The following is a 24471-nucleotide window of genomic DNA, read 5'->3' on the forward strand; positions in this document are numbered from 1 at the left end:
CCATATAGTTAGGTCGGCGAACTATCTATATGGCCGCGGCGGGTCGATCAAGCGCGACCTCCGGGGGGCGCGTCAGCGGATGCGCTCGACCTTGAGGGTCCCGGCGGGGAGGGGGGCGATGGGCGGAGCGTCGGACGCCGACGGGTCGAGCCAGGCGGCCCACTGGCTGGGGGGCGGCAGCACCACCTGACGGTCGTGATAAGGGGCGATGTCAGGGCCCGGAGCTGTGGTGAGCAAGGTGAAGCGATCCTCGCGGATCAGACCGGCGATGCAGAAGAGGTCGCCCTGGGTCGAGGTCACCAGCCACTTGGCCTTGGGCGACTTCTCGCCGGTGTACTCGTAGAAGCCGTCGACGAGGACGAGGCAGCGGCCGGTGGGGAAGCGGCGGCCCTCGGAACGGAAATTGATCACCGGACCGCCCTTTGGCCGCGGAAATCCCCATCGGAGCTGGAGGAGTTCCGCGCCGCCGTCGCGGCCCACGAGGATCGCGGCCGGATCGGTGGGGCGAATGGAGTCCCGCGGCTCGAGGTTGGGGGCGCCCCCCGTCCAGGCTACCGGGATCTGCAGGGCCTTGAAGTCCTCGACGATCTGATCGAGCGACTGGCGGAAGCGGATCTCGTTGCACATAGCCGCCATCAGGCTCCGGCTCGACCGGATTGGGAAGACCCTATCCGCCGCCGGCCTGAGCGGCGGCGCGGCGGACGATCCGGCGGGCGCGCCGGGCGGCGCGGCAGGCGGCGAGGGTTCGGGCGGCCATCTCCTCGGCGGCGGCCATGCAGCCTTCGGTCGGCTCCCGCGGATTCCGCGCCAGGGCGGCGCGGGCCGCTTCGCCTGCCGCGTGGGCCGCCGCCGCGGCGCGCTGGCTCTCGGCGATGGCGGCGAGGAGGCGGCCGGCGTCGGAAGCGCGCCAGGCGTCGAGGCGGGCGAGCTTTTCGCGGGCCTCGGCGTCGAGAGCCTGAGGCGGCCGTACGAGGGCGGGAGGAGGGGCGAAGCCCGACCAGGCGACCCCGCGGTGACGGGCCGCTTCGCGGTCGCGCGCCGAAATGTGGGCGCGGTCGATCGCCTGCTCCAGGGCGATCAGGCGGCTCAGGTCATCGTGGGCGGCGGCCATGACGAAATGTACAAAATATACACAATCGGGTCAAGTGTATATTAGCTGCGCCGGCCGAGCGCTCAGGCGGCGCTGGAGCGGATAATCTTGCGGGCCTGGAACGGCGGGATGATCGCCGTGATGTGAGCGGCCCAGCGGATGCGGGCGTCCTGGCGGGTCGGGCCGGCGACGCTCTCGAGGTCGTAGAGACCGGCCCCGGACCCGCGCAGCAGCCGCTTGACCAGCACCTCGTCGGTGTCGGTCTCGACGACCACCACATGGCCCAGCATGTCGGGGGTGGGCGGGGTGCGCTGATCTTCGAAGTAGATCAGGGCGCCGTCGTCGGCGACGCCGCGCATGGAGTGGCCGACCACCCGAAGCGCAACGGCGCTGTCGGTTCCCCCAGGCGGAATCGGCGCCAGGTCGCCAGCTTCCTGGCCGTTGGCGAAGAGGACGACGCCATCGGGATTGGCGCCCACGCGGCCAATAACCGGCACCAAGCCGCTTTCGGCGGCCGGGCGCATCGGGCCGGAGGCGTCATAGAGCCACTCGGGGCGAACGCCGAAAGCCGCCGCGTACTCCTTGGCCTTGCGATAGGAGAACGGGGCGTTGCCGTTCTCATTGGAGGCGTAGGTGTTGCGGTTCCAGTCGAACGCGTCCGCCGCCGCGGCGGCGGTCTCGAAGCCCTTTTCCAGGCGGGCCTGTCGCAGGCGATGGGAGCGGTCGTCGATCATGGCGTCTGTGGATGGACTGTATTTTGCATACAGATTCCGATTGCGCAACATGTGTACGTTTTATACAGTTCGCCCATGCCTCGACACCCGCCCCCCATTCCCGCCAGACCCGCCGATCCGGCCGCTTACGCCGTGCTCCGGCGCGGAGGCGCCAGCCCCGCATCGACCCGCGCCCAACTCTCCCTGGGGGCCCGGGAGGCCGCGGCGCTGGAGGCGCGGTTCAGCGCACGCGCCCTCGGCGGCGGCGAACAGCAGCCCCGGTTCGCTCGGCATGCGCTCCACGTGGCGGCGGTGATGGCGCAGGGCGGGTTTCCCGCCTTCGCCGAAGCCAAGGGGCCGGACGGCCGTCCGGTGCTGACCTGCCGGCTGGCGTGGCCCGCCCGCAACGACGGGCGCTCGCGCCATGAGTGAGGATCGTGACGTGGCCGCGCTGGTCGCGGCGCAGCTCCGGGCGCGGGCGGCCGACGAGCGCGGTCTGTTCCTGCGCGAACTCCTGGCCCACACCGCCGCCGGCCTCGTGGTTCTGGAAGGCGAGGCGCGCGCGAGCGAGGCGGTCTACCGCCTGGCCGACGCCGTGGTCGCCCGAGGCCGCGCCTGAGCCCAACCTCCCGAACAGAGAGACCATCCATGTCCCGCATCTTCGATCCTGCGCGCCGGGAGCGCGAGCGCCTGCTGGTCCTGGCCGACGCCCAGGGCCAGGTGCGGGAGATCGAGAAGATCTACGACCTGGGCGCGGGCAAGTACGACCTGACGGTGCGGGCGGGGCCGAGCTTCACCAGCCGGCGGGAGGAAGCGGCCAGCCAGATGATCGAGCTGATCCGGGCCTTCCCGCAGGCCGCGCCGGTGATCGGCGACCTTCTGGCGCGCAACCTGGATTGGCCCGGCGCCGAGGAGATCGCCGGACGGCTGAGCGCGCTGTTGCCGCCGCAACTACGGGACGGGGCGCCGTCGCCGCAGATCGAGCAGGCGAAGGCGCAGATGGTCCAGCTGGTTCAGGCCCTGGCCGCCGCCAAAGCGAAGATCGACACACTTGAGAATGATCGGGCGCTGGAGGCCCGCAAGCTGGAAATCGACGCGTTCGAGGCACAGACGCAGCGGATGAAGGTGGCCGGCGTGATTCAACCGCAGCAGCGCTAGCGGCCCAGGTGAAGTCCTAGAACCAGCGGTCCGCGAAGCGCGTTCGCCAGATGGGGAGCGCGCCCTGAACGGCGAACGCTGCGCCAAGCGGCAGGGATGGCGGGCGGAGCAGTAGGGCCGGCCGGCAGGACTGCATGCCCGACAGGATCAGAAGGCGCGCCTTCTTCGCAGGCCATGGCGAGGAGAATGGCGAACGCGCCGATCGCCTTGGCCGCCGCGAACTGGATGAACGAGCCGGCCCGTAGCGTCACTGTGCGCACGATCGCGGAAGCGTCGCCCGACACCCTGGGGGAGCCCAGGACCGCGACAGGGCGCGGAGCCAAGCATTTGTCACGTCAGCGCGTGCGCAGGTCGGTGCGCCAGACCGACCGGGCCGCCTTGATCAAGAGCGTCGCGCCCAGCCCAAGGAACGGCGCGCCAAACGCCAAACTAGCAAAAATGAGGCCGTAGACCGCGGCTGTCTCCGCGCCGAAGCGAGCAGCACCAGGCGCAGGTCGAGCGGGTGCTCGCCGAACGCCTGGCTGAGACCGGCCGGGTGTTGTCGAAGGAAATCGAGGGCTGGTCGCCGGAGGTGGCGATGAAGCTGGTGGAATACGCCCAGGCCTTCGGTGTGACGCTGGACGAGATGCGGCAGGTGGCCGACCCGCGCCTGTGGATCATCCTGCATCGCGCCCACCAGGGCGAAGAGGCGGCCAGGCGGCAGGAGACGGCCCGCGCCGTCGAACAGGCCCAGGCCGTACGGCCGGCGCTTCAGGTCAGCGGCGTGTTGGCCGGCGGCGGCGGGGAGGGCGATACCGTCTCCGGGAAGGGGAACAAGAGCGTCTACAAGGACGCCGAAGGCGAAGTCTACTTCTGGGAAGACACGGATGGCGGCAGCGCCTTCAACTACGGCGTCGACGTGAGTTCGTTTTCGACGACGCCGGACAAGTTGACGCCCATAGAGGATCCGAGGCGAAAAGCCCAGGTCCTGGAAAACCTGCTGGACTTCTACAAGTGGGCAGGAACTCCGGTAGACGTACTCCTTCCGTACGACGGCAAGAAATACTGGGTGCGCGTGGTGTCCGGCGGCCAATGGGTCGGACCGCCAGACGCAATCTTCCGAGCGACGGGATATGAAGCTCCCGGCGCATAGAAGGCGCGTGAGCGGACGGATAGCGGCCGACGGCCGCGTGGAAATGGGACGAAGCCTGGGCTCCCAGAGATGGCCCCCCTCTCGCCGCGATCAGCGACCGCGCCACACCCCTGTCTAAAGATGGTCGAGGCGATGGGCGCGACTCCGCGCCACCGCATGTTTCATGTGGCGCAAGGTCATGAGGATCCCGGTCAAGGCGGCCTGGGCCCACGAGCAAAGGCCCGGCAAGGCGTTTCTCTTCGCTAGTCCACCATCTGCAGATGCGGCTCGCCCGACCTCGTCGGATGCGGCCACAGCCACGAACAGCGACCAATCCCCAGGCGGAAGTCGCCCTAAGCGCAGCGCACTGCCTGCGCTTCCAATCTCGCGCGTGCGAGCTGGACGGGACGGCGGACGGTTCGGGCAACCTGACCGTCGCAATCAGCCCCGCGATCGTGACGGCGGGCGCGACGCAGAACGTCTCCGGCTCGCCGGCGGACAATGCAGCGATCACCGTGGCCGGTACGGCCTCGACCCCGCACGGGATCTCGATGGCCTATCACAAAGGGGCCTTCGCCTTCGCCTCGGCTGACATGGTGATGCCGCGCGGCGTCGACTTCGCGGCGCGCGAGGTGTTCGACGGCGTGTCGATGCGGATCGTGCGCCAGTACGACATCAACAACGACAAGTTCCCGTGCCGGCTGGACGTGCTCTACGGCTACCAAACGCTGCGACCGCAACTGGCCTGCCGGCTGGCCAACAACTAGCGCCGCGGCGCTGGCGGGGAGGGGCGGGGCCGAACCCGCCCCTCGACCTTCTCCATTCATCGGCGGGGCCATGACGCTTTCCACCTACACCGACCTGAAGTCGGCGGTCGCCGACTGGCTGGACCGCGCCGACCTGAATGCGCGAATCCCCGATTTCGTCGCCCTGGCCGAGGCGCAGATGAACCGCACGCTGCGGGTGCGCCGGATGATCGCCCGGGCGAGCGCAAGCCTTGAAGCGGAGTTCACGAGCCTGCCTGGCGATTTCCTGGAGGTGGTGGCGCTGACGGGGGACGACGGACAGACGCTAAGGCCAGCGCCGCCGCAGACGATGGCGGCGCTCAAGGCGGCCTCCCCCGGTCCTGGACGACCGCAGCGCTATGCGCTGGCCGGAGAGGCGCTCCAGGTCCACCCGGCGCCGGAGCGACCGGTCGGCGTGGCCCTGACCTACTACGCGAAGATTCCGGCGCTCTCGGCTTCGGTGGCCGCCAACTGGCTGCTGGCCGAGGCCCCCGACGCCTACCTCTATGGCGCGCTGCTGCAGGCTGCCCCCTATCTGCGCGATCCCGAAGCCCTGCCGATCTGGAACGCGGGCTACGAGGCGGCGCTGGCGGGCGTGCGCGCCGGCCAGGCGACGCAGGCCGGTCCGCTGCAGGCCGAGCCGGGGCTTCAGACGATGCGCGCCCTATCATCCACGGCAAGGGAGTTCTGACGTGACCAAGGCGAACTACGCCGAGACCGCGGTGGTCGACTGGCTTCTGGGCGGCGCCACGCCGAGCCGTCCCGGCGCCCGCTATCTGGCGCTGCATACCGGCGACCCGGGCGAAACGGGCGCGGCCAACGAGCTGTCCGGCAGCGGCTACGCCCGCCAGGCGGCGAGCTTCGGCGCGGCGTCCTCGGGCTCGGCTTCGAACACCTCGACCCACACCTTCACCGCCGCGGGCGGGAACTGGGGAACGGTGACGCACTTCTCGATCTGGGATGCGGCCAGCAGCGGCAACTGCCTCTATGTGGGCGCGCTGACCACGCCCCGGACGATCAACGACGGCGAGAGCGGCACGGTGGCGGCGGGCGCCGTCGTCTGCTCCGAAGACTAGGGGCCAGGCGCAGATGGCGCTGTGGACGCCGGCGGACCTCGCGGCCGAACCGCGGATCTGGCTCGACGGCGACGAAGCCGTCTTCAACGGGGCAAACCAGCTCACGGCGTGGACGGCCAAGGGATCGGACGGGGGGCGCCGCAACGGTGGGTTCGGGCCCTCCGACCCGGGCGTCGCCCCTCAACGGCGCAAGCGGCGTCACCTTCGACGCCAACAACGAGTACGTCAGCCGCGCCTTGCCGGCATGGGGGACGAGCGGGGAGGCGTTCTGCTTCGCGGTCTTTCGCAAGCGCGTCAGCCAGTCGTCGAACTATGCGTTCTTCATCGGGCACGGGGCGTTCCCCAACGCGGGGCAGACGGGCTACCTGGTCGACGACGACTCCACCGGGGGCCCGGCCTGGTATGCCTCCGGCTATCCGTCCGCCGTCTACTGGGAGAAGCTGGACCCCCCGGGATACTGGGGCGTAGCGCCGGCTCTTGCGGCGGCGCAACTGGGCGCAACGCACCTGCTGCGCAGGAACGGAACTGCGACGACGTTCTCGGCCAGCGGCGCGGGCGCTGTGCCGAACTACAGCGCCCGCACCTGGTACTTCGGCGCGGGCGGGGCGGCCGACACCACCTTCATGGATGGTGACCTGTTCCAGCTGGTGCTGCTGGACTACGCCCCCACGATGGACGAGGTCGAACGCCTCGAGGGCTGGGCGGCCTGGAAGTATGGCCTGCAGGCGAACCTGCCGTCCGGCCATTCCTACAAGACCGCGGCGCCGACCATCGGCGGCGCAGGTCATGTCCTGAGCGGGGCCGCGGCAGGCGCAGGCGCGGCGGCCGTGGCCGCGGCGGCGGCCAGACCCCTTGCCGCCGTGGCGGCGGGATCGGCCGTCGCCGCGTTCGCCATCGATGCGCGACGTCCCGTGGGCGGATCGGCCGTGGGCTCCGGCAAGGCCGACGGCGATCTGGCGGCGGGACCCGGCGCGGTCGGGGGCCTCGCGATCGGCGGCGCGGTCGCGGTCGGCGAGATGCTCAAGCGGGGGACGCTCCTGGGCGCCGCCGGAGGGCAGGGCCTGAGCCGGCTGACGATGGGCGGGGGGAGCCTCTGGCTGCCCGCAGCCGACTCCGGGGCCAACTGGACCGTGCTGGGCGCCGCGCCGGCAGCCTGGGCGTCCCACGATGCGGCGCTTGGCGCCTGGAGCTAGGCGATGAGGTTCACAGCCACCACCCTCGAGGCCCTGAAGCTGGAACTCGAGCGCGAACTCGATCGGCCGCGTGCGCCCCGCGGGCCGACGCCGGTGTTCGCCTGCGCCACGGCCGAGATGCCGCCGGCCGCCGACCACCCGAACTGCGTCCTGCGCAATTCGACCCTCAACATCCTGGCGGTCTCGGATGGGACGCGCTGGGTCCGACAGGACACGGGAGCCGTGATCTAGATGCCTTCGAGCGCAACGCCCTCGCTTCGCCTGGAAAAGCAGTTCACGGGCGAGAACATCAACGTCTGGGGCGAGCACCTCAACACCAACTTCGAGCTCATCGACCAGGCGATCAGCGGCCTTCGGACCATCGCGCTCACCGGCGACCATACGCTGACGGCCGCGAACTGGACGGAGGACCAGGCTCGCTATGCGATGCTGAAATTCACCGGATCTGCGGCGCCAACCGTGACCATCCCGTCGGTGGCAAAAGCCTATCGCATCTGGAACGCCTGCAGCGGCGCCCTGATCCTCACGACGGGCGCCGGAACGGCGGTCAGCGTGGACCCCGGCGACATCGTGGACGTGTTGTGCGACGGGACCAACGTGCGGGCTCCCGGTTTCGGCGACCTCAGCCTGAAGGACTACATCGCCAGCGTGGTGGTGGGCGGCGGCGCGACTTTGCCCAGTCTGTTCGGCGCCGCCGGCAAGTGGCTCACCAACAATGGCGCCGCGGCCATCTGGGGACAGCCCGCCGTCGCCGACATCTCCGACTATGCGACGGACCAGGCGGCGAAGCGCGCCGAGATCCTGGCGAAGGCGCTCGCGACCACGGTCGCACTGGCCATCTCATTCTAGATCGAGGGGGACTCCATGCCCGTCACGCCCAACAGCATCATCACGCCGCAGGCGCTGAAGGCGAACACCGTCGTCTGCACCGCGGCCAACGCCGACTATGACGACGAGCCGGCCAATGTCGGCGCGGCCCTGATCACCGCCGGCCCGAATGGCGCGCGCGTGACGAAGGTCACCGCCATTCCGCGGGGCACGGTGAGCGCCACCCAGCTGCAGCTCTACCGCGACATGACCGGCGACGGCTCGGCCAAACGCCTTTTCGATTCCGCCCTGATGAGCGCCTACACCATGGCGCAGACCACCGTGATCTCGGCCGAGACCGATTTCGGCTACTCGGACGCCAACCCGCTGATCCTGGCGCCCGGCGAGAAGGTCTATCCGGCGATCGGCGTGGGCCTGGCGGCGGGCGTGGTCTTCACCGCCGAGTGGGCGGACTACTGATGAAGGGGCTGCAGGGGTCGATAGCGCCATTCCAGGACTTCGGCATGGGTGGCCTGAAACGGGTCGTGCAGCGGATGGAAAAGCGACCCACCCACCCCTTCTTCGTAGGCGCAAAGTGGGTGCCCAATAGTGGAACTGAGCCCTATCAAACGGTCATCAGTCTTCCGGAAGCCTCGAGTGCGGGGGACATTTGCTATATTGCAAGTGCATACAATCAAACGGAAATGCCTGCCGGATTCATTGCTTTTGAAAACTGGGTAATGAAGCACCGGGTAGATCAGTGGATAAAGCACGGATACAAGATACTAAATAAAGAAGATATATCTGCTGGGCACATTTCCTTTAATTCTGTTCCCTCCACGAGTGGGTACGCTGCGGCAATTTGTGTATTGCGGGGGGCTTCGGCGGCGATCGATCGCGGGTGCGTTGAATCTGATCCAGCGATGTTCCAGGCGTCTTTCTCAGCCTCACCGACAGATAAATCTCTTGGATGGCTGAGTGTCGCCTGCGACTTCGATCTCAGGTTTGCGGACTGGAAGCCATCTCTTCCGCTCGTTCTCAAGTCAATTACGGCATCCCCTTCGGGAAGATATGATTTAGCTTTCGCGTTTTGGGAGGGGCGTCGGGCTTATGCTGGCCAGAAGCTGCTTTGGGAGTGGTTTGGAAACGACCATGGCACCGGATCAAACCTAGTCGGGCTCATTGAGCTCCGACCCTGATCAGCCGAAAGCGAGCAACAGTTCCTTTCAGCGGCCACCCACAGGAAATCAAAATCCATGCGACTACCCCTCGACATTCCCGCAGGGCTCTTTGCGGACGACACCACGTTCGCGGCGGCGGGCCGGTGGGTCGACATGGACAATATGCGATTCCGGCTCGGTCGGCCTCAGGTGCGCGGCGGATGGGAGAGCGTCGTTGGGCGCAGGCTGAGCGGCGTCTGCCGGGCCGCGCTGGCATGGACCGACAACGCCGCGACGTTGAACCTCGCGTTCGGGACGCATGAAGGCCTGGAGCTCTATCAGGGCGGCGGTCTGTATGACCTGACGCCGGTCCTCGGCCGGCCTGCGCGGACGCTGACGGATGGGCTGACGGTGACGGACGGCTCGACGACGATCCTGGTCGCTCATCCTCGCCACGGGCTGGCGAACGGGGACGAGGTGGTCGTGTCGAACGCCGAGCCGGTGGGACGGATCACGCCCGACGGCGCGTTCACGATCACGGTGGTGGACGATGACAGCTATTCGTTCGAGGCGGCCTCGCCGGCGGACCTCGCCAAGACGCTCGGATCCAACCCGCTCTCGGTGTCGAGCGGCTCCACGACCGTTAAGGTCGCCGAGGCCGGGCATCGGATCGCCGAAGGGACGAGCGTCACCATCAGCGGCGCAGCGGCGGTGGGGGGCGTCACTCCGAACGGAACCTTCCCCATCAAGGTCGTGGACGCCGACACCTACAGCTACGAATTCACCGCACCGGCGACCTCCAGCGCAACCGGGGGCGGCGCGTCGGTCGTGGCGAGGGTGGCCGCGAGGGGCGGCGGGCTGGTGGTGGTAGCGCCCCAGGCCGGCTTCGAGGGAGGGCAGGTCGACGGCACCGGAAGCTCCGGCTTCGGCACCGGCGGATACGGCGTGGGCGGCTTCGGCCAGCCCTCCACCGCCGACTACTTCCCCCGCACCTGGAGCCTGTCGGCCTGGGGGCAGAACCTGGTCGCCAACCCGCGCGGCGGGGCGATCTACGAGTGGGCGGCGACCGACAAGGCGACGCCCGCGGCGCCGCTCAAGGACGCGCCCGCCAACACGACCTATGCGCTGGTGACGCCGACCCGCCAGGTGATGGCTCTCGGCGCCAACGAGGAACTGTCCAACGTCTTCAATCCCGTCTGCATTCGCGTGAGCCACGTGGGCGACAACGCGGACTGGACGACCCGGGCGGACAACCTGGCGGAGGAGATCATCCTGTCGGGCGGGGGGCGGCTGGTGGCCGGGCGGGTGGTGGGGCCCTACGTGCTGGCCTGGACCAACCATGGACTGTTTCTGGGCTCGTTCGTCGGTTCGACGGCGCAGGGCTGGCGCTTCGACCAGATCGGGCGCAACTGCGGCCTGATCGGGCCCAACGCCGCTGTGGTGTTCGGCCAGACGGCGTTCTGGATCAGCCCTGACCGCCAGTTCTGGAGCTGCACCCTTGGCGGTGCGCCGACGCCGATCGACTGTCCGGTCCGCGATGACTTCGCCGACAACCTGGCCGCCTCGCAGGCCGACAAGATCATGGCCTCGTCCATCAGCGAGTTCGGCGAGGTGAGGTGGGACTATCCGGACGCCCGTGAGGGCTTCGAGAACTCCCGCTACCTGGTTCTGCAGGTGGCCGGGCCGGACGCCGGCGCCTGGTCGAAGGGCGTGATGGCTCGCTCGGCGATGATCGACGCCGGGCCATCGCTCTATCCGCTGGGGGCGACCCCGGAGGGCGACATCTACTGGCACGAGCGCGGGCAATCGGCCGACGGCGCGCCGATGAGCGCCTTCGTCGCGACGGGCGACCTTTATCTCGCCGACGAGTACGTCACGACGCTGGCCCAGGTCTGGCCCGACCTTGCAGGGCAGATCGGCGGCGTGAAGATCACCGACGCCTATCGGTTCGAGCCGCAGGGAGACTCGGTCTCCGAAGCCACCGGGGTCATGGCGCCCGGTGAGCGGAAGGCGGACCTGCGCGCCACCGGGCGGCTGCACCGCCTGAGATTCGAGGTCGAGTCCTCCCCGGCGTTCTTCCGGCTGGGGCGGGTGGTGCTCGACGTGAGGCCGGCCGGAGGCCGGTGACCTTTCAAAGATGAACGACGGCGCTGCGCGGCTCGCCTCGTGGCGGCGCCGCGCCATGCCCGCGGCGGACGGGCGAGAGCCCACGGCGAGCGGCGGGCCGCGTCCTCGGTACGAGAAGGAGTTGTGATGGCATTCGGTTTCAGTGGAAGCATCGGGGGCGAGAAGTCGAAGACCTCGTCGACGACCACGAGCACGCCGAACGTTCCAGATTGGATCAGGACCGGGGTCCAGGACCTGTCGTCGAGCGCCCTGGGCCTCGCCGGGACGGATCCACGGTCGTTCACGGCGGACTGGAATCCATACCAGCAGACGGCGGCGGATGGGGCGTCGCGGCTCGGCGGGTCCAACCGCTACCTCGACCAGGCGTTCTCGATCGTCAATCTGGTGGGGAATTACAAGGCGCCGCGGGTGCAGGCCCAGAGCCTCCTGGACAACCTGTCCTCCTATCAAAGCCCGTACACCAAGAACGTCGTGGACGCCGCGCTGGCGGATTACGACTTCGGCGCGGGCCAGAGCCGGGCCGCTCAATCGGCGGAGCTGGCCAGGTCCAGCGCCTTCGGCGGTTCGCGTGCCGGCATCGCCCTGGCCCAGACGGAGGGCGCCCTGGCCCGAGGACGCGCGTCGACGGCCGCCAATCTCTATGACCAGGCCTTCAACGCCGCAGCCAACCTGTCCGGCCAGGACGCCGCGCGACGGCAGGAGGCTTCGGCGGCCAACGCCCAACTTGCATTGGCCAAGCAGAACCAGGGCGTGCAGCTGGCGCAGCTGCTTGCCGAAATGGGCTTCCAGCAGAACGCCAGCAACCGCGCCGACATCGCCAGCCAGCTGGCCGTCGGGGACGCGCTCTACGGGGTGCAGAACACCCAGGCCCAGGCCCCCATCTCGACCCTGGCGGCGGCCTCGCAGATCTACAGCGGCCTGCCGCTCCAGCTCTTCGTCGGCAACACGACCAACCAGACCGGAAAGAGCTCAAGCTTCAACTGGGGCCTTTCCGGACAATGGAAGCCCGGATAGGCGTCATGCAGGACCATGAAACCCGCGCTGAGCCACGGAGGTCCGGCGCACCCTCGTGGATCGACCTGAAGATCCCGCTCTGGGGCCTCGTCACGCTGGCGTTCGGGCTCCTCGTGCAGACGGCCAGCCTCGTCGTGTGGGGCGCCAAGATGGACCAGCGGGTGCAGATGCTCGAGCAGCGGACCAACGAGATGGCCGCCGTCTCGGAAACGGTGGCGCGCATGGACGAGCGGACCCTGTCGCTGGTCACCACCGTCAACCGCATAGAGAGCCGCCTGTCCGAGCAGGAGCGTCGGCGGTGAGCCGGCTTTCGCCGCACTTTTCGCTGGAGGAGCTGACGGCGTCCCAGACGGCGGCGCGCAAGGGCATCGACAACACCCCGCCGCCGGCCGTCATCGAAGCGCTGCGCAAGACCGCGGCGCAGCTCGAAGCCGTGCGTGAACTCCTCGGCGGACGGGTGATCACGGTCTCCTCCGGCTACCGCTCGCCGCGCCTCAACCGCGCCGTCGGCGGGACGCGGGCCAGCGCGCACCTCAAGGGGCGGGCCGTGGATTTCAACTGCTACGGATTTGGGTCGCCCCTGGCGGTGTGCCGGGCCATCGCCTCCTCCGAGATCCCTTTCGACCAACTGATCGAGGAGGGGACGTGGGTGCACCTGTCGTTCGACGAACGCCTGCGCCGGCAGGTCCGGACCAAGGCGCCGGGCGGCGGCTATCGCCCCGGCCTGCGCAGCGACTGATCTCTCAAACTCAAGGACATCATCATGGAAACCAAGCCCGCCTTGACCTCCAAGGGCGTGTGGGGCGGTCTGCTCGCCCTCGTCATCTCGGCCGCCCCGACCTACGGCCCGCCGATCCTCGGCCTGTTCGGCGTGAAGGATCCCGAGGCGCAGGCCGCCATCGTGCAGGCGGTGGTCGGGATCGGCGGCTCGATCGCCGGCCTCCTCGCCATCTGGGGCCGGGGAACGGCCAAGACGGCGCTGCGCTGACGTGTTCCGGGCCCTCGCCGCTGGCGCGGTGCTGTTTGTCGGGCTGAGCCTCGGCTGGCAGCTTCGCGGCGCCTGGGCGCTGTGGGGCCAAGTGCGCGCCGAGGCCGCGGTCGCGCGGATCGCGAGCCGCCGGGCGGAGATCTCCGCCGGAACGGACCGGGCCCACGAGGCCGACGCCCGGCGCGCGCGCACCATCTATCGAACCCTGGTTCGGGAGATCCCCAGACATGTTCCGGCTGACGCCGCTGCTCGCTGCGACGTGCCTGTCGGCTTTGTGCGCCTGCACGACGCCGCGGCCCAAGGCGTGCCCACCGTTCCCGATGCCGCCGGCCGCCCTGATGGTGCCGCCTCCGGCGTTGACCTCCCTGCCGTCGCCGAAACCCTCATTGACAACTATGAAACCTGCAACGCGGTGAGGGATCAGCTCGCGGCGTTGCAGGGATGGGTGAGAGCGCAGTCCGCCGTCCAGTGACGCCGGTCGTGTCGAGGTCAGCCCGCTTCGGCCGCGACCGCGGCGTGCATGTGGCGAGCGATCTGCAGGCGTCCAGACAGGTAGTCCGCAATGTCCGCTGGCCAGGTCGCGACCTGGTCGAGCGCGCGATCGAAGTCCGCCGCGAAGAGGGCGCGCGACGCGTCCTCGAATCCGGGGCGATCGCCGGCCAAGGCGGACATCAGGCGGTAGGCGGCGTCGCGGGCCTGGCGGGCTTCATCGGCGCCGGCGTTGGCCTTGCGAGCCTGATCCACGAGCCTGCGCAGGGCCGCCGACGCCCCGCCGGGCTGCTGGGCCAGCCATTCCCAGTGCCGGGGCAGCAGGGTGACCTCGCGGGGAACGACCCCAAGCTTCGGCCGCCCCCGTCCAGCCGGCGCTGGCGCCACGCGCGCCGCGACATCGGCGGCGCTCCCGCTCAGGTCGAAATCGAGCTGGCGGCCGGAGGCGTCCTCGAAGGCCAGAACGTGGGAAGCCCCGGCGTCGACCGCAGCCTTCACCGCGAGCGCGACCTGGCGTCGGTCGCCGGCGGCGATGCGCCGATCGCCGGCGAACGCGGTGAAGGCGAGGGCGTCTGGGTGATCGTCCATGGGCGTCTCCTGGCCGCGTCCATAGCAGGCGCGGCTGCGCGGTCAATATCATCCGGGTGAATTTGCGGCTGGCCAGCTCCGCCCGGCGGCGGCGGCGGAGGCGCCTGCGCGCTCTTGACGGTTGGCGCCCCAAGCGACGCGCACTAGACAGAGCCGCCTGATCCCCATCCCTGCGGCACGTTCCATGCACGACATCAAGGCCATTCGCGACAATCCCGACGCCTACGATCGCGCGTGGGCGTCGAAGGGCCTGGCGCCGCAGACGCCGGCGATCCTGGAGCTGGACGCAAGGCTGCGCGCCGCCCAGACCGCGCTGCAGAACGCCCAGAGCCGCCGCAACGAGGCGTCCAAGCTGATCGGCCAGGCCAAGGCCCGAAAGGACGAGGCCGAGGCGCAGCGGCTGATGGCGGAAGTCGAGGCGCTGAAGGCGACCCTCGCCGAGCAGGGCGACATCGAGCGCGAGACCTCCGAGGCGCTGCGCAACATCCTGGCGACTTTGCCCAACCTTCCGGCCGCCGACGTGCCGCTCGGCGAGGACGAACACGGCAATGTCGAGGTGCGTCGCTGGGGCGAGCCCTTCGCCATCACGTCGCCGAAGGACCACGTGGACCTCGGCGAGGGGCTGGGGCTCGTCGACTTCGAGGCGGCCGCCCGGATGAGCGGGGCGCGTTTCGTCGTCCTGAAGGGTCAGATCGCACGCCTGGAGCGGGCGCTCGGCCAGTTCATGCTCGACCTGCAGACGCGCGAGCACGGCTATACCGAAGTCTCGCCGCCCCTGCTGGTGAATGATGCGGCCGCGTATGGCACCGACAAGCTGCCAAAGTTCGCGGACGATCTGTTCCAGACGACGGACGGGCGTTGGCTGATCCCCACGGCCGAGGTGCCGCTGACCAGCATGGTCATGGGCCAGATCACGCCGGAAGAAGAACTCCCCCTGCGCATGACGGCTCTGACGCCCTGTTTCCGATCTGAAGCCGGCGCCTCGGGGCGGGACACCCGCGGGATGATCCGCCAGCACCAATTCTACAAGGTCGAACTGGTCTCCATCACGGCCCCGGACAAGTCAGAAGAGGAGCATGAGCGGATGGTCTCCTGCGCCGAGGCTGTGCTGAAAGCCCTGGAACTGCCGTTCCGCACGATGCTGCTCTGCACCGGCGACATGGGCTTCGGCGCGCGCAAGACCTATGACCTGGAGGTGTGGCTGCCCTCCCAGGGGACCTATCGGGAGATCAGTTCCTGCTCCAACTGCGGGGACTTCCAGGCCCGACGGATGGACGCGCGGACCAAGGCCGCCGGCGAGAAGGGCACCCGCTTCGTGCACTCGCTCAACGGATCTGGCCTGGCCGTGGGCCGCACCCTGGTGGCGGTGATGGAGAACTATCAGGACGAGAACGGCCGCATCGCCATTCCTCAGGCGCTTCATCCCTATCTGCCGGGCATGACGCATATCGAGGCGAACGCTTGAGAGTTCTCCTGACCAACGACGACGGCATCCACGCCGAAGGCCTGGCGGCGCTGGAAAAGATCGCGCGCGAACTCTCCGACGACGTCTGGATCGTCGCGCCCGAGTACGAGCAGTCGGGCGCGTCGCGCGCCCTGACGCTGGCCGAGCCGGTGCGCGTGCGAAAGGTGGAGGACAGGCGCTTCGCCGTGACCGGCACCCCTACCGATTGCGTGATGCTGGCGATCCGCGAACTCATCGAGGGGCGAGGGCCCGACCTCGTGCTCTCCGGCGTCAACCGCGGGGCCAACCTGGCCGAGGACGTCACCATGTCCGGCACCGTCGCCGGCGCCATCGAGGGCATGGCGATGGGCGTGCCCTCGATCGCCCTGTCCCAGGCCGGCGGCGTCGAGCCGGCGGACCCGTTCTTCGCGCCGGCGGAGGCGTTCGGCGCAGGCATCGTCAAGCGGCTGGTGGAGGTGGGCTGGCCCGCCGACGTCGTGATCAACGTGAACTTTCCGGCGCTCGATCCAGAGCAGATCAGCCAGGTCGAGGTGACCCGGCAAGGTTTCCGGGACGTGCAGGTGCGCCATGCCGAAAAGCGGACGGACCTGCGGGGGCGCGACTACTATTGGATGGGATTTCGGCAGGAGCGCTCAAAGCCCGCGGAGGGGACTGACCTGCGCGCCGCCTATGAGGGGCGAATCTCCGTGACCCCGTTGCACATCGATCTGACTCACCACGAATCGATCTTTCAGTTGAAGCAGATATTGGGCGGCGTGCCGCCCAAGGCGTGAGATGGCCCAGGACATGGCCGAAGAAGAGGACACTCCCGAGGAGCGGCTCGCCCGGCTGGTGCTCTCGCTGCGCTCCCAGGGCGTGAGCGACCCGGCCGTCTTGAAGGCGATCGAGGCCACTCCGCGCGATCTGTTCACGCCAGACCTGTTCAAGGAGCGGGCCTGGGAGGATTCGGCCCTGCCGATCGCCTGCGGACAGACGATCAGCCAGCCGTTCATCGTCGGCCTGATGAGCCAGGCGCTAAAGATCGAGCCGCGCTCGCGCGTTCTGGAGATCGGCACAGGGTCCGGCTACCAGACAACTATCCTCTCTCGCCTCGCGCGACTGGTCTATACGGTCGAGCGCTATCGAACCCTGCTCAGCGAAGCGGAGCTGCGCTTCAAGACTCTCGGCCTGACCAACGTGGTCACACGGTTCGGCGACGGCGGGGAGGGGTGGCCCGAGCAGGCGCCTTTCGACCGCATTATGGTCACAGCAGCGGCGCCGGAAGAGCCCAAGACCTTGCTCGCGCAACTGAAGCCGCACGGAATTCTGGTTGCGCCGATCGGCCGGGGGCCCGTCCAGTCGCTGCGCCGCTATGTCGGCGACGGGCAGGGCGGATTCGTGGTGGAAACCCTCACGGACGTTCGCTTTGTCCCTCTCCTGGAGGGGGTCGCGCGCGAACCCTAACGCCGATCTCCACGATTGCACCTTTGTGGGTTGGCGCGGGCGTTGGGCGTCACCCATGATCCCCTCCCCACGCCTCGACTGATTCCGACGTAACACGGAGCGGCGATGACGCCTTTCTTCAGCCGAACGGCTCTTGTCCTTCTCGCCGGCGCAGCGCTCTCGGCCTGCACCACCTATGATCCGCTGGGCGGGGAGTTGGCGCAGCCGCTGAAGCCGAACTATCCCACGCGCCTCGAAGAGGCCGCCCAGGCGCCGACGCCCGCCGAAGCGCAGGCCGCGCCTTCCAGCGTGCGCGCGCAGGAGCTGCCGGTGCCGGCGCCGCAGCGGGATACGCCGCCATCCGCGCCCTCGGTTCCCGAACCCAACTACTCGCCGCCGCCGAACTATGGATCGCGGGCGCCGAGCACGGCCCCTGCGGCCGCTTCCGCCCCTCCCGCCATGCAGACGATCACCCGCGCCAGCGTCACCGGCCGGGTGGTGGACGCCGAGGGACCGCCCAGGATCTACACTGTTGAAAAGGGCGACACCCTCTACGGCATCGGCCGCAAGCTGGGCGTTCCGCCGTCCGAGCTGGCCAAGGCCAATGGATTGAAGGAGCCCTACCGCCTGCAGCCGGGGCAGAAGCTGTCGGGGCCGCGCGGCAAGGCCAAGGCCTATGTGATCGGCGACGGCGACACGCTGTACGCCATCGCCCGGCGCTTCAACGTCCCGGCCTCGGCCATCGCCGAGGCGAACGGCATCACCCTGGAGACGCCGATCCGCGCCGGTGCAAGACTGGTCTTGCCTGAGGGCTTCCGCGACTCCGGGCCGATCCAGACGCAGGTCCGCGTCCCGGTGGAAGCGCCGCCCGCGCCGCCGCCTCAGCCGGCCCCCCGTCCCGTGGTGCAGACGCCGCCACAGACCCCTGCGCCGCCTGTGCGCACCGGTCCGGCGACGCCGCCCGCGCCCAGCGCCCCGCCGCCGACCACGTCCTCCTCGAGCGTTCCGGCGCCGAGCAATCCGGCGCCCAGCGCACCGAAGCCAGCAACGTCGCCCGCCGCACCCCCGCAGACCGCCCGCCCGGCGGCGCCGGTCATCGTGCCGTCCACCCCGTCGCCGGCCGACCAGCAGATTTCGCAGCTCGGCCGCGGCCGGTTCGTCTGGCCGCTGAGGGGCGATATCCTGTCCACCTTCGGTCCCAAGGGCACCGGGCAGCGCAACGACGGAGTCAACATCCGGACCGGGGCCGGAACCGTGGTGCGCGCGGCCGCCGCCGGCACGGTGGTCTACGCAGGCGACCAGGTGCCGGGCTTCGGCAATCTGGTCCTCGTCAAGCACGCGGACGGCTGGGTCACCGCCTATGGCCACCTCGCCCGCGTGGACGTGAAGATGCAGCAGGAGATCGCGCAGGGGCAGCAGATCGGCCAGGCCGGCGCCACCGGCGGGGTTTCGGAGCCGCAACTGCACTTCGAGGTGCGCTATGCGCCGACGCCGGCCGACCGGGCGCGGCCGATCGATCCATTGCTGGTCCTGCCGAAGTAGACCCTTGCGAGCCCCTGCTAGAGCGGCAGGGGCTTGCCCAGTTCGCCGGCCAGGTCCCGGATGAACTGCCAGGCGACCCGGCCCGAGCGACCGCCGCGAAGCTGCGCCCACTGCAGGGCGCGGCGGTCGAGGTCGCCTGCAGCGAGGCCGTAGCGCTCGGCGTAGCCCGCCACCGCGGCGAGGTAGGTCGCCTGGTCCATGGCCGGAAAGCCGATCCACAGGCCGAAGCGGTCGGAGACGCTGACCTCTTCTTCGGCGTCCTCAGCGCTGGCGATCAAGCCACGGTCCTCCGCGTGACCGCGGGGCATCAGGTGGCGCCGGTTCGAGGTGGCGACGAACAGGACATTGGCCGGAGGGCCGGAGACGCCGCCCTCAAGCGCAGACTTCAGCGCCTTGGCCGCGGCGGCGCCTTCCTCGAAGGAAAGATCGTCGCACAGGACGACGAACCGCTCGGGGCGCGCCCGCAGAACGTCGAACAGCTGGGGCAAGGCGGTGACCTGATCGCGGTCCACCTCGACAAGCTTGAGATCGCGATGGGCCTCGGAGGCCGACATGAACGCGGCCTTGGCGATCGAACTCTTGCCCGCGCCCCGCACTCCCCAAAGAAGGGCGTGGTTGTAGGGCAGGCCGCGCGCGAAGCGGTCGAGATTTTCCAGGAAACGCGTCTTCTGCCGCTCGACCCCCAGGAGCGTGTCGAGCGGAAGAGGGTAGTCGGGCGCAGGATGGAAGGCGCCGCTGTCCGGATCATGGCGAAAGAGGCGGGCTACGCCGAAATCGGGCGCCTGGGGTGCGGGCGGGGCCAGCCGGTCGAGGGCGTCTGCGATGCGGAGCAATGCGGCTTTCGTGTCCGTGTCCATGGCGCGGTGCTTAGCCGTTGGGGGCTCGCATTGCAAAAGGTGGGGCCAGCGCATAGTTTCCGCCGACCTGCAAATCGGGCGCGGCGAAGGCTGCTGCGCCGACGCTTCCCGGAGAGGCCATGTTCGCCACCCCCGCCTTCGCTCAAACCGCCGCCGGCGCCGCCAGCGCGGGCCCGCAGGACATGCTGATTCAGTTCCTGCCGCTGATCGCGCTCGTCGTGCTGTTCTATTTCCTGATGATCCGCCCGCAGCAGAAGCGGATGAAGCAGCACCAGCAGATGCTGGGCAGCCTGAAGCGCGGCGACACGGTGGTGCTGAACTCCGGCGTGATCGGCAAGGTGGTGCGGGTCGAGGACAAGGAAGTCGGCCTGGAGATCGCCACCAACGTCACCGTGAAGGTGGTGAAGGGCATGATCGCCGAGGTCCGCGGGCGCACCGAGCCCGCCGCCGCCAACGACGCCAAGGTCTGATCGGGACCGAAGCGGCGTCATGCTCAACCTCTCCCGCTGGAAGGTCATCGCCGTCGTCCTGTCGGTGATCTTCGGCGTGGTCTTCACGCTGCCGAACGTTCTGCCGCAGAAGACCCTCGACAGCCTTCCAGGCTTCGTTCCCAAACAGCGGCTGAACCTGGGCCTGGACCTGCAGGGCGGCTCCTACCTGCTGCTCGAGGTCGACACCCAAGCCCTGCGCGCCGAGCGTCTCACCAATCTGGTGGAGGACGTGCGCACGCTGCTGCGCGAACAGGACATCGCCTTCACCGAGCTGCGGCAGGCGAACGGGGAGGTGGGTGTACGCATCACCGATCCGGCCCAGGTGAGCGTCGCGGCGCGTGCGCTGCGCAACTCGGTCGGGGCGCCGCTGGCGGGCGCGCCGGGCGGGCGCGACATCACCATCTCGACCGGTGACGACCAGCGGATTCGCCTGGCCTTCGTACAGGAGGCGATCAACGCCGAAGCCTCGCGGGCGGTGGAGCAATCCATCGAGATCATCCGCCGGCGCATCGACGAACTCGGCACCCGCGAACCGACGATCCTGCGTCAGGGCGTCAACCGCGTGGTCGTCCAGGCCCCGGGCGAGAGCGATCCGGAGCGCCTGAAGAACGTCATCGGCCAGACGGCCAAGCTCACCTTCCAGATGGTTGACGAGAGCGTCCCGCTGCAGGAGGCGCTCGCCGGCCGCGTGCCGCCGGGATCGGAGCTCCTGCCGAGCGAGGACGGCGCCTCGCCGGCGCTGCTCGTGCGCCGCCGCTCGCTGGTGACCGGCGAGATGCTGACCGACGCCCAGCAGAGCTTCGACCAGCAGACCGGCCAGGCGGTGGTCACCTTCCGCTTCAACAGCCAGGGCGCGCGGCGGTTCGGCGACGCGACGGCGCAGAACATCGGCAAGCGGTTCGCCATCGTCCTGGACGGCAAGGTGATCTCCGCGCCGGTGATCCAGACCGCCATCACCGGCGGCTCCGGCCAGATCACCGGCAACTTCACCCCGGAATCGGCCAACGACCTGGCGGTGCTGCTCAGGGCCGGGGCGCTTCCGGCGCCGCTCACCGTCGAGGAGCAGAAGACCGTCGGCGCCGAACTGGGCGCGGACGCGGTCAAGGCCGGGCAGGTGTCCACGGGCGTCGGCTTCGCCGCGATCCTGGTCTTCATGCTGCTGGCCTACGGCGGTCTGTTTGGCGGCATTTCGGTGATTGCGCTGCTCGTCAACGGGCTCCTCATCGTGGCGGTGATGTCGGTCACCCAGGCGACGCTCACCTTGCCGGGGATCGCGGGGCTGATCCTGACCCTCGCGGTGGCCGTCGACGCCAATGTGCTTATCTATGAGCGCATGCGCGACGAAATCCGGGCGGGCCGCAGCGTCATCGCCTCGATGGAGGCTGGCTTCTCCCGCGCCATGAGCACGATCATCGACGCCAACGTCACCACCATCCTGGCGGCCCTGATCATGTTCCAGTTCGGCTCCGGGCCGGTGCGGGGCTTCGCCTGGACACTGTCGATCGGGGTGGTCACCTCGGTGTTCGCCGCCGTCCTCGTCACCCAGGTTCTGCTGGCGTGGTGGTATCGCGCCGCGCGGCCCAAGACCCTGCCGATCGTCTAGGGGAACAGCGCCATGTGGCCACTCATCAAGATCCTCCCCGTCCAGACGAACTTTCGCTTCGTCGCGTTCGCCCGGCTCGCCGCCGTGATTTCGGTGATCGGCGTGATCGCCTCGCTGGCGCTCACGCTAATCCCGTTCAAGCCCCCGTGCGGCGGCCTGAATTGCGGCATCGACTTCAAGGGCGGCACGGTGCTCGAGCTGTCCACCCCCGGTCCGGTGGATCTGGCGAAGGCGCGGGCGACCCTCGAAGCCATGGACATGGGCGACGTGCAGGTCCAGGCCTTCGGCGCGCCCAACTCGGCGATGGTGCGCTTCCAGACGCCGGACGGCGCCAACTCCGCCGACACCGTCGAGCGGGTCAAGTCCAATCTCAGCCAGGCCCTGGGTGAGGTGCGCTTCGCCCGCACCGACGTGGTGGGGCCGAAGGTGTCCGGCGAACTGCTGCGGAACGGGGTGCTGGCGCTCGGTCTCGCGATCGCGCTGATGCTGCTCTACATCTGGTTTCGCTTCGAGCTGCAGTTCGGCCTCGGGGCGGTGATGGCGCTGTTCCACGACGTCATCCTGACCTTCGGCATGATCGCCCTCGCCAAGCTGGAGTTCTCGCTGACGACGGTCGCGGCGATCCTGACGATCATCGGCTATTCGATGAACGACACCGTCGTCGTCTTCGACCGCCTGCGGGAGAACCTGCGCAAGTACAAGCGGATGCCGCTGCGGGAGGTGATCGACCTGTCGATCAACGAGACGCTCTCGCGCACCGTGATCACTGGCCTGACCGCGATCCTGGCCCTGGGCGGCCTTGCGCTGTTCGGCGGTCCGACGCTGTTCGGGTTTTCGATCATCATGATGTTCGGCATTGCGCTCGGCACCTATTCGTCGATCTACGTGGCCGCTCCGGTGATCCTGCTTTGGGGCGTCAAGCGCGGCGAGGAAGCCGAACCCATCAAGCCGGTCGGCGCGCGGCCCTGAGGCATGGCGCGCGACGCCCCCAGCGTGGACGCCTACGGCGAGGGCGGCTTTCGCCTGTCCGGCGCCTGGTGGTCCGGCTCGGTCCTGATCCTGCGGGACGAGGCCAGGGCCTGGACCGTGTCGACCCTGGCCGAGGCGACGCCCGACAGCCTGGCCGACGTGATCGCCGCCGGGCCCCGCGAGGTCGAGTTCGTGCTGATGGGCGTGGGCGCGGCCAACGCCCTGCCGCCGCGGGCGACGCGGGAGGCGCTGCAGAGGGCCGGGATCGGCCTGGAGTTCATGGATACGCCGGCGGCGGCGCGGATGTACAACGTCCTGACGGCCGAGGGGCGACGGCTGGCCTGCGCCCTCATCGCCGTCTGAAGCCCCCTCACACGGTTGAGCTCGGCTTTACCTTGAGCCGAAAGGCCCTATACCTGACTCCCAGGGCAGGAAATGTGAGGGCTTTCCCATGGCAGGACTTCTCTCGAACCTTCGCAACACGATCATCGTCAGCCTGGTGCTGTCGGTCATCGTCATCGCGGGTTACGGGATCCACAACGGCGCCGCGGACGCGCTCTTCTGGCAGGCGCTGTTCCGCTGGTTGCACGTCTTCTTCGGCATCCTGTGGATCGGGCTGCTGTACTATTTCAACTTCGTCCAGATCCGGAAGATGCCGGACATTCCCGCCGAGCTGAAGCCGGCGGTCTCCAAGTACATCGCCCCCGAGGCGCTGTTCTGGTTCCGCTGGGCGGCGCTCTTCACCTGGATCATGGGCGTGATCCTGGCGTGGAACCGCGGCTACCTTGTCCAGGCGTTCACCCTGGGCGCGATGGACGGCTTCTCGGTGCCGCAGCACACCTTCATCGGGCTCGGCATGTGGCTGGCCACGATCATGTTCATCAACGTGTGGGCCTTCATCTGGCCGGCGCAGAAGATCGCCCTCGGCATCGTCGAGGCGGACGCCGACGCCAAGGCCAAGGCCGGGCGCACGGCCATGCTGTTCTCGCGCACCAACACGCTGCTGTCGCTGCCGATGCTGGTGACGATGACCATGAACCAGACGCTCTTCGGCTGATCGTCGAGGCGCCTTATGACTGAGGGGCCCGCCGCGAGGCGGGCCCTTTTCGTTAGTGCAGGGCCCATGGCCGATTCCCCAGAAGATCTCGACGCTCAGGTCCGCCGGACCGATCCGGACCGCTGGCTTTCGAGCCGCTTTGTCGCCGAGCCGGCCGCTCGGGCGCATGTGATCGCGATCTACGCCTACGACTACGAGCTCGCCAGGGCGCCTCGGGTGGCGTCCAACTCGCTCCTCGGTGAAATCCGCCTGACCTGGTGGCGCGAGGTGCTGGACGAGATCTTCGAAGGCCGCGCCGTTCGCATGCATCCCACCGCCCAGGCTCTGGCCGCCGCGGTGCGCGCGCATGACCTGGCGCGAGCGCGGCTGGAGACGATGATCGACGCGCGCTACCGCGAACTCGATCCCGCCGCGATGAACGCCGAGGAGGCGCTGTCATGGGCGCGCGACTCCGCGGGCGCCGCCGCGCGCCTCGCGGCCGGGCTCCTGGACCCGAACGGCGATACGGCGGCGGCGGGCGATGCGGGGGCGGCCTGGGCGCTGGCCAGGCGCGCCGGAGCCGGCGGCGCTGATGCGCACGCCTTCGCCGAGGCCCTGGCCGGCCTGTGGCCCCAGGCGCGGCGGGGGGCGCGCTCGATGCCAGTGGCGGCGTTCCCTGCGATCGCCCATGCGGCCCTGGTGGATCGACTGGCCGCCGGCGGCCGCCCTGCGGATTGGGCGGTCCGCCTGCGCCTGGTCTGGGCGGTGGCGAGGGGCCGGCTCTGAC

General features: G+C 69.2%; 33 protein-coding genes. 28 read left to right on the forward strand and 5 right to left on the reverse strand.

Going from position 1 to position 24471, the window contains the following annotated elements; all coding sequences use genetic code 11:
• Positions 1-72: 72 nt before the first annotated feature.
• The 3 genes from ACK4YQ_RS08220 to ACK4YQ_RS08230 all read right to left on the reverse strand — a co-directional run bounded on the left by ACK4YQ_RS08220 (position 73) and on the right by ACK4YQ_RS08230 (position 1824).
• Complete coding sequence (locus ACK4YQ_RS08220; protein WP_409610194.1) at positions 73-636, reverse strand: SOS response-associated peptidase; 564 nt, start codon at positions 634-636, stop codon at positions 73-75.
• 31 nt (positions 637-667) lie between these two features.
• Entirely contained in the window at positions 668-1111 is a 444-nt protein-coding gene (locus ACK4YQ_RS08225) for a hypothetical protein (RefSeq protein WP_409610196.1), read from the reverse strand.
• A gap of 62 nt (positions 1112-1173) precedes the next feature.
• Complete coding sequence (locus tag ACK4YQ_RS08230) at positions 1174-1824, reverse strand: peptidase S24 (RefSeq protein ID WP_409610198.1); 651 nt, start codon at positions 1822-1824, stop codon at positions 1174-1176.
• Between the two features lie 132 nt (positions 1825-1956).
• Here ACK4YQ_RS08230 and ACK4YQ_RS08235 point away from each other — a divergent pair, with 132 nt between their 5' ends.
• The 18 genes from ACK4YQ_RS08235 to ACK4YQ_RS08320 all read left to right on the forward strand — a co-directional run bounded on the left by ACK4YQ_RS08235 (position 1957) and on the right by ACK4YQ_RS08320 (position 13694).
• A complete protein-coding gene (locus tag ACK4YQ_RS08235) occupies positions 1957-2235 on the forward strand; it encodes a hypothetical protein (protein ID WP_409610200.1) in 279 nt (92 codons plus the stop codon).
• Complete coding sequence (locus tag ACK4YQ_RS08240) at positions 2228-2422, forward strand: hypothetical protein (RefSeq protein WP_409610202.1); 195 nt, start codon at positions 2228-2230, stop codon at positions 2420-2422. The genes ACK4YQ_RS08235 and ACK4YQ_RS08240 overlap by 8 nt, the downstream gene beginning before the upstream one ends.
• 29 nt (positions 2423-2451) lie before the next feature.
• The gene (locus ACK4YQ_RS08245; protein WP_409610204.1) at positions 2452-2961 is read left to right on the forward strand and encodes a portal protein; all 510 of its coding nucleotides are present in this window, start codon (positions 2452-2454) and stop codon (positions 2959-2961) included.
• 502 nt (positions 2962-3463) lie between these two features.
• Positions 3464-4093, forward strand: a complete 630-nt coding sequence (locus ACK4YQ_RS08250; protein WP_409610206.1) for a hypothetical protein — start codon at positions 3464-3466, stop codon at positions 4091-4093.
• A gap of 260 nt (positions 4094-4353) precedes the next feature.
• Entirely contained in the window at positions 4354-4839 is a 486-nt protein-coding gene (locus ACK4YQ_RS08255) for a P22 phage major capsid protein family protein (protein ID WP_409610208.1), read from the forward strand.
• Between the two features lie 70 nt (positions 4840-4909).
• Entirely contained in the window at positions 4910-5548 is a 639-nt protein-coding gene (locus ACK4YQ_RS08260; protein ID WP_409610210.1) for a hypothetical protein, read from the forward strand.
• A 1-nt stretch (position 5549) separates the two neighbouring features.
• The gene (locus tag ACK4YQ_RS08265; protein ID WP_409610212.1) at positions 5550-5933 is read left to right on the forward strand and encodes a hypothetical protein; all 384 of its coding nucleotides are present in this window, start codon (positions 5550-5552) and stop codon (positions 5931-5933) included.
• 146 nt (positions 5934-6079) lie between these two features.
• On the forward strand, positions 6080-7126 hold the full coding sequence (locus ACK4YQ_RS08270; protein WP_409610214.1) for a hypothetical protein: 1047 nt from the start codon (positions 6080-6082) through the stop codon (positions 7124-7126).
• Positions 7127-7129: 3 nt separating this feature from the next.
• Positions 7130-7357, forward strand: coding sequence for a hypothetical protein (locus tag ACK4YQ_RS08275; RefSeq protein WP_409610216.1), 228 nt, complete (start codon positions 7130-7132; stop codon positions 7355-7357).
• Positions 7358-7975: a hypothetical protein gene (locus tag ACK4YQ_RS08280; RefSeq protein ID WP_409610218.1), complete on the forward strand. Its 618-nt coding sequence runs from the start codon at positions 7358-7360 to the stop codon at positions 7973-7975.
• Between the two features lie 15 nt (positions 7976-7990).
• Entirely contained in the window at positions 7991-8413 is a 423-nt protein-coding gene (locus tag ACK4YQ_RS08285) for a hypothetical protein (protein WP_409610220.1), read from the forward strand.
• A complete protein-coding gene (locus tag ACK4YQ_RS08290) occupies positions 8413-9132 on the forward strand; it encodes a hypothetical protein (protein WP_409610222.1) in 720 nt (239 codons plus the stop codon). Before ACK4YQ_RS08285 ends, ACK4YQ_RS08290 begins: the two co-directional genes overlap by 1 nt.
• Positions 9133-9189: 57 nt before the next feature.
• Positions 9190-11220 (forward strand): hypothetical protein, encoded by a 2031-nt coding sequence (locus tag ACK4YQ_RS08295; protein WP_409610224.1) that lies wholly within the window; start codon positions 9190-9192, stop codon positions 11218-11220.
• A 126-nt stretch (positions 11221-11346) separates the two neighbouring features.
• Positions 11347-12234, forward strand: a complete 888-nt coding sequence (locus ACK4YQ_RS08300; RefSeq protein ID WP_409610226.1) for a hypothetical protein — start codon at positions 11347-11349, stop codon at positions 12232-12234.
• Positions 12235-12239: 5 nt separating this feature from the next.
• The gene (locus ACK4YQ_RS08305; RefSeq protein ID WP_409610228.1) at positions 12240-12536 is read left to right on the forward strand and encodes a hypothetical protein; all 297 of its coding nucleotides are present in this window, start codon (positions 12240-12242) and stop codon (positions 12534-12536) included.
• Positions 12533-12973: a D-Ala-D-Ala carboxypeptidase family metallohydrolase gene (locus ACK4YQ_RS08310; RefSeq protein ID WP_409610230.1), complete on the forward strand. Its 441-nt coding sequence runs from the start codon at positions 12533-12535 to the stop codon at positions 12971-12973. The genes ACK4YQ_RS08305 and ACK4YQ_RS08310 overlap by 4 nt, the downstream gene beginning before the upstream one ends.
• Positions 12974-12997: 24 nt before the next feature.
• Positions 12998-13222 carry a hypothetical protein gene (locus tag ACK4YQ_RS08315; protein WP_409610232.1) on the forward strand — a complete coding sequence of 75 codons (225 nt, stop codon included), beginning with the start codon at positions 12998-13000 and terminating at the stop codon, positions 13220-13222.
• A gap of 1 nt (position 13223) precedes the next feature.
• Positions 13224-13694, forward strand: a complete 471-nt coding sequence (locus ACK4YQ_RS08320) for a hypothetical protein (RefSeq protein WP_409610234.1) — start codon at positions 13224-13226, stop codon at positions 13692-13694.
• 17 nt (positions 13695-13711) lie between these two features.
• On the opposite strand, the gene ACK4YQ_RS08325 is transcribed toward ACK4YQ_RS08320, so the two are convergent.
• Complete coding sequence (locus ACK4YQ_RS08325; protein ID WP_409610236.1) at positions 13712-14299, reverse strand: DUF2239 family protein; 588 nt, start codon at positions 14297-14299, stop codon at positions 13712-13714.
• 184 nt (positions 14300-14483) lie between these two features.
• Between ACK4YQ_RS08325 and serS the strand changes: the two genes are divergently transcribed.
• The 4 genes from serS to ACK4YQ_RS08345 all read left to right on the forward strand — a co-directional run bounded on the left by serS (position 14484) and on the right by ACK4YQ_RS08345 (position 18728).
• Entirely contained in the window at positions 14484-15764 is a 1281-nt protein-coding gene (gene serS, locus ACK4YQ_RS08330; protein WP_409610238.1) for a serine--tRNA ligase, read from the forward strand.
• Positions 15761-16537 carry a 5'/3'-nucleotidase SurE gene (surE, locus tag ACK4YQ_RS08335; RefSeq protein WP_409610240.1) on the forward strand — a complete coding sequence of 259 codons (777 nt, stop codon included), beginning with the start codon at positions 15761-15763 and terminating at the stop codon, positions 16535-16537. The genes serS and surE overlap by 4 nt, the downstream gene beginning before the upstream one ends.
• A 1-nt stretch (position 16538) precedes the next feature.
• The gene (locus ACK4YQ_RS08340) at positions 16539-17207 is read left to right on the forward strand and encodes a protein-L-isoaspartate(D-aspartate) O-methyltransferase (RefSeq protein WP_409610242.1); all 669 of its coding nucleotides are present in this window, start codon (positions 16539-16541) and stop codon (positions 17205-17207) included.
• A gap of 105 nt (positions 17208-17312) precedes the next feature.
• Complete coding sequence (locus ACK4YQ_RS08345) at positions 17313-18728, forward strand: peptidoglycan DD-metalloendopeptidase family protein (protein ID WP_409610244.1); 1416 nt, start codon at positions 17313-17315, stop codon at positions 18726-18728.
• 17 nt (positions 18729-18745) lie between these two features.
• Here ACK4YQ_RS08345 and ACK4YQ_RS08350 read toward each other — a convergent pair whose 3' ends face one another.
• Positions 18746-19585 carry an ATP-binding protein gene (locus ACK4YQ_RS08350; RefSeq protein WP_409610246.1) on the reverse strand — a complete coding sequence of 280 codons (840 nt, stop codon included), beginning with the start codon at positions 19583-19585 and terminating at the stop codon, positions 18746-18748.
• Positions 19586-19704: 119 nt separating this feature from the next.
• Here ACK4YQ_RS08350 and yajC point away from each other — a divergent pair, with 119 nt between their 5' ends.
• The 6 genes from yajC to ACK4YQ_RS08380 all read left to right on the forward strand — a co-directional run bounded on the left by yajC (position 19705) and on the right by ACK4YQ_RS08380 (position 24470).
• Positions 19705-20055 (forward strand): preprotein translocase subunit YajC, encoded by a 351-nt coding sequence (yajC, locus tag ACK4YQ_RS08355; RefSeq protein ID WP_409610248.1) that lies wholly within the window; start codon positions 19705-19707, stop codon positions 20053-20055.
• A gap of 19 nt (positions 20056-20074) precedes the next feature.
• A complete protein-coding gene (gene secD / locus ACK4YQ_RS08360; RefSeq protein WP_409610250.1) occupies positions 20075-21679 on the forward strand; it encodes a protein translocase subunit SecD in 1605 nt (534 codons plus the stop codon).
• 12 nt (positions 21680-21691) lie between these two features.
• On the forward strand, positions 21692-22648 hold the full coding sequence (gene secF / locus ACK4YQ_RS08365; protein WP_409610252.1) for a protein translocase subunit SecF: 957 nt from the start codon (positions 21692-21694) through the stop codon (positions 22646-22648).
• A gap of 3 nt (positions 22649-22651) precedes the next feature.
• The gene (locus tag ACK4YQ_RS08370) at positions 22652-23011 is read left to right on the forward strand and encodes an Mth938-like domain-containing protein (RefSeq protein ID WP_409610254.1); all 360 of its coding nucleotides are present in this window, start codon (positions 22652-22654) and stop codon (positions 23009-23011) included.
• 88 nt (positions 23012-23099) lie between these two features.
• A complete protein-coding gene (locus ACK4YQ_RS08375) occupies positions 23100-23705 on the forward strand; it encodes a urate hydroxylase PuuD (RefSeq protein ID WP_409610256.1) in 606 nt (201 codons plus the stop codon).
• A gap of 66 nt (positions 23706-23771) precedes the next feature.
• Positions 23772-24470 carry a squalene/phytoene synthase family protein gene (locus ACK4YQ_RS08380; protein WP_409610258.1) on the forward strand — a complete coding sequence of 233 codons (699 nt, stop codon included), beginning with the start codon at positions 23772-23774 and terminating at the stop codon, positions 24468-24470.
• The last annotated feature ends 1 nt before the right edge of the window (position 24471 follow it).

This window comes from Phenylobacterium sp., assembly GCF_046291545.1.
Lineage (GTDB): Bacteria > Pseudomonadota > Alphaproteobacteria > Caulobacterales > Caulobacteraceae > Phenylobacterium.

Bases quoted from the DNA above. Each gene is read 5' to 3' on its own strand.
- ACK4YQ_RS08220 (WP_409610194.1), bottom strand. From the start codon at position 636: ATGGCGGCTATGTGCAACGAGATCCGCTTCCGCCAGTCGCTCGATCAG.
- ACK4YQ_RS08225 (WP_409610196.1), bottom strand. From the start codon at position 1,111: ATGGCCGCCGCCCACGATGACCTGAGCCGCCTGATCGCCCTGGAGCAG.
- ACK4YQ_RS08230 (WP_409610198.1), bottom strand. From the start codon at position 1,824: ATGATCGACGACCGCTCCCATCGCCTGCGACAGGCCCGCCTGGAAAAG.
- ACK4YQ_RS08240 (WP_409610202.1), top strand. From the start codon at position 2,228: ATGAGTGAGGATCGTGACGTGGCCGCGCTGGTCGCGGCGCAGCTCCGG.
- ACK4YQ_RS08245 (WP_409610204.1), top strand. From the start codon at position 2,452: ATGTCCCGCATCTTCGATCCTGCGCGCCGGGAGCGCGAGCGCCTGCTG.
- ACK4YQ_RS08255 (WP_409610208.1), top strand. From the start codon at position 4,354: ATGCGGCTCGCCCGACCTCGTCGGATGCGGCCACAGCCACGAACAGCG.
- ACK4YQ_RS08260 (WP_409610210.1), top strand. From the start codon at position 4,910: ATGACGCTTTCCACCTACACCGACCTGAAGTCGGCGGTCGCCGACTGG.
- ACK4YQ_RS08275 (WP_409610216.1), top strand. From the start codon at position 7,130: ATGAGGTTCACAGCCACCACCCTCGAGGCCCTGAAGCTGGAACTCGAG.
- ACK4YQ_RS08280 (WP_409610218.1), top strand. From the start codon at position 7,358: ATGCCTTCGAGCGCAACGCCCTCGCTTCGCCTGGAAAAGCAGTTCACG.
- ACK4YQ_RS08285 (WP_409610220.1), top strand. From the start codon at position 7,991: ATGCCCGTCACGCCCAACAGCATCATCACGCCGCAGGCGCTGAAGGCG.
- ACK4YQ_RS08290 (WP_409610222.1), top strand. From the start codon at position 8,413: ATGAAGGGGCTGCAGGGGTCGATAGCGCCATTCCAGGACTTCGGCATG.
- ACK4YQ_RS08295 (WP_409610224.1), top strand. From the start codon at position 9,190: ATGCGACTACCCCTCGACATTCCCGCAGGGCTCTTTGCGGACGACACC.
- ACK4YQ_RS08300 (WP_409610226.1), top strand. From the start codon at position 11,347: ATGGCATTCGGTTTCAGTGGAAGCATCGGGGGCGAGAAGTCGAAGACC.
- ACK4YQ_RS08305 (WP_409610228.1), top strand. From the start codon at position 12,240: ATGCAGGACCATGAAACCCGCGCTGAGCCACGGAGGTCCGGCGCACCC.
- ACK4YQ_RS08315 (WP_409610232.1), top strand. From the start codon at position 12,998: ATGGAAACCAAGCCCGCCTTGACCTCCAAGGGCGTGTGGGGCGGTCTG.
- ACK4YQ_RS08325 (WP_409610236.1), bottom strand. From the start codon at position 14,299: ATGGACGATCACCCAGACGCCCTCGCCTTCACCGCGTTCGCCGGCGAT.
- serS (WP_409610238.1), top strand. From the start codon at position 14,484: ATGCACGACATCAAGGCCATTCGCGACAATCCCGACGCCTACGATCGC.
- ACK4YQ_RS08340 (WP_409610242.1), top strand. From the start codon at position 16,539: ATGGCCCAGGACATGGCCGAAGAAGAGGACACTCCCGAGGAGCGGCTC.
- ACK4YQ_RS08345 (WP_409610244.1), top strand. From the start codon at position 17,313: ATGACGCCTTTCTTCAGCCGAACGGCTCTTGTCCTTCTCGCCGGCGCA.
- ACK4YQ_RS08350 (WP_409610246.1), bottom strand. From the start codon at position 19,585: ATGGACACGGACACGAAAGCCGCATTGCTCCGCATCGCAGACGCCCTC.
- yajC (WP_409610248.1), top strand. From the start codon at position 19,705: ATGTTCGCCACCCCCGCCTTCGCTCAAACCGCCGCCGGCGCCGCCAGC.
- secD (WP_409610250.1), top strand. From the start codon at position 20,075: ATGCTCAACCTCTCCCGCTGGAAGGTCATCGCCGTCGTCCTGTCGGTG.
- secF (WP_409610252.1), top strand. From the start codon at position 21,692: ATGTGGCCACTCATCAAGATCCTCCCCGTCCAGACGAACTTTCGCTTC.
- ACK4YQ_RS08370 (WP_409610254.1), top strand. From the start codon at position 22,652: ATGGCGCGCGACGCCCCCAGCGTGGACGCCTACGGCGAGGGCGGCTTT.
- ACK4YQ_RS08375 (WP_409610256.1), top strand. From the start codon at position 23,100: ATGGCAGGACTTCTCTCGAACCTTCGCAACACGATCATCGTCAGCCTG.
- ACK4YQ_RS08380 (WP_409610258.1), top strand. From the start codon at position 23,772: ATGGCCGATTCCCCAGAAGATCTCGACGCTCAGGTCCGCCGGACCGAT.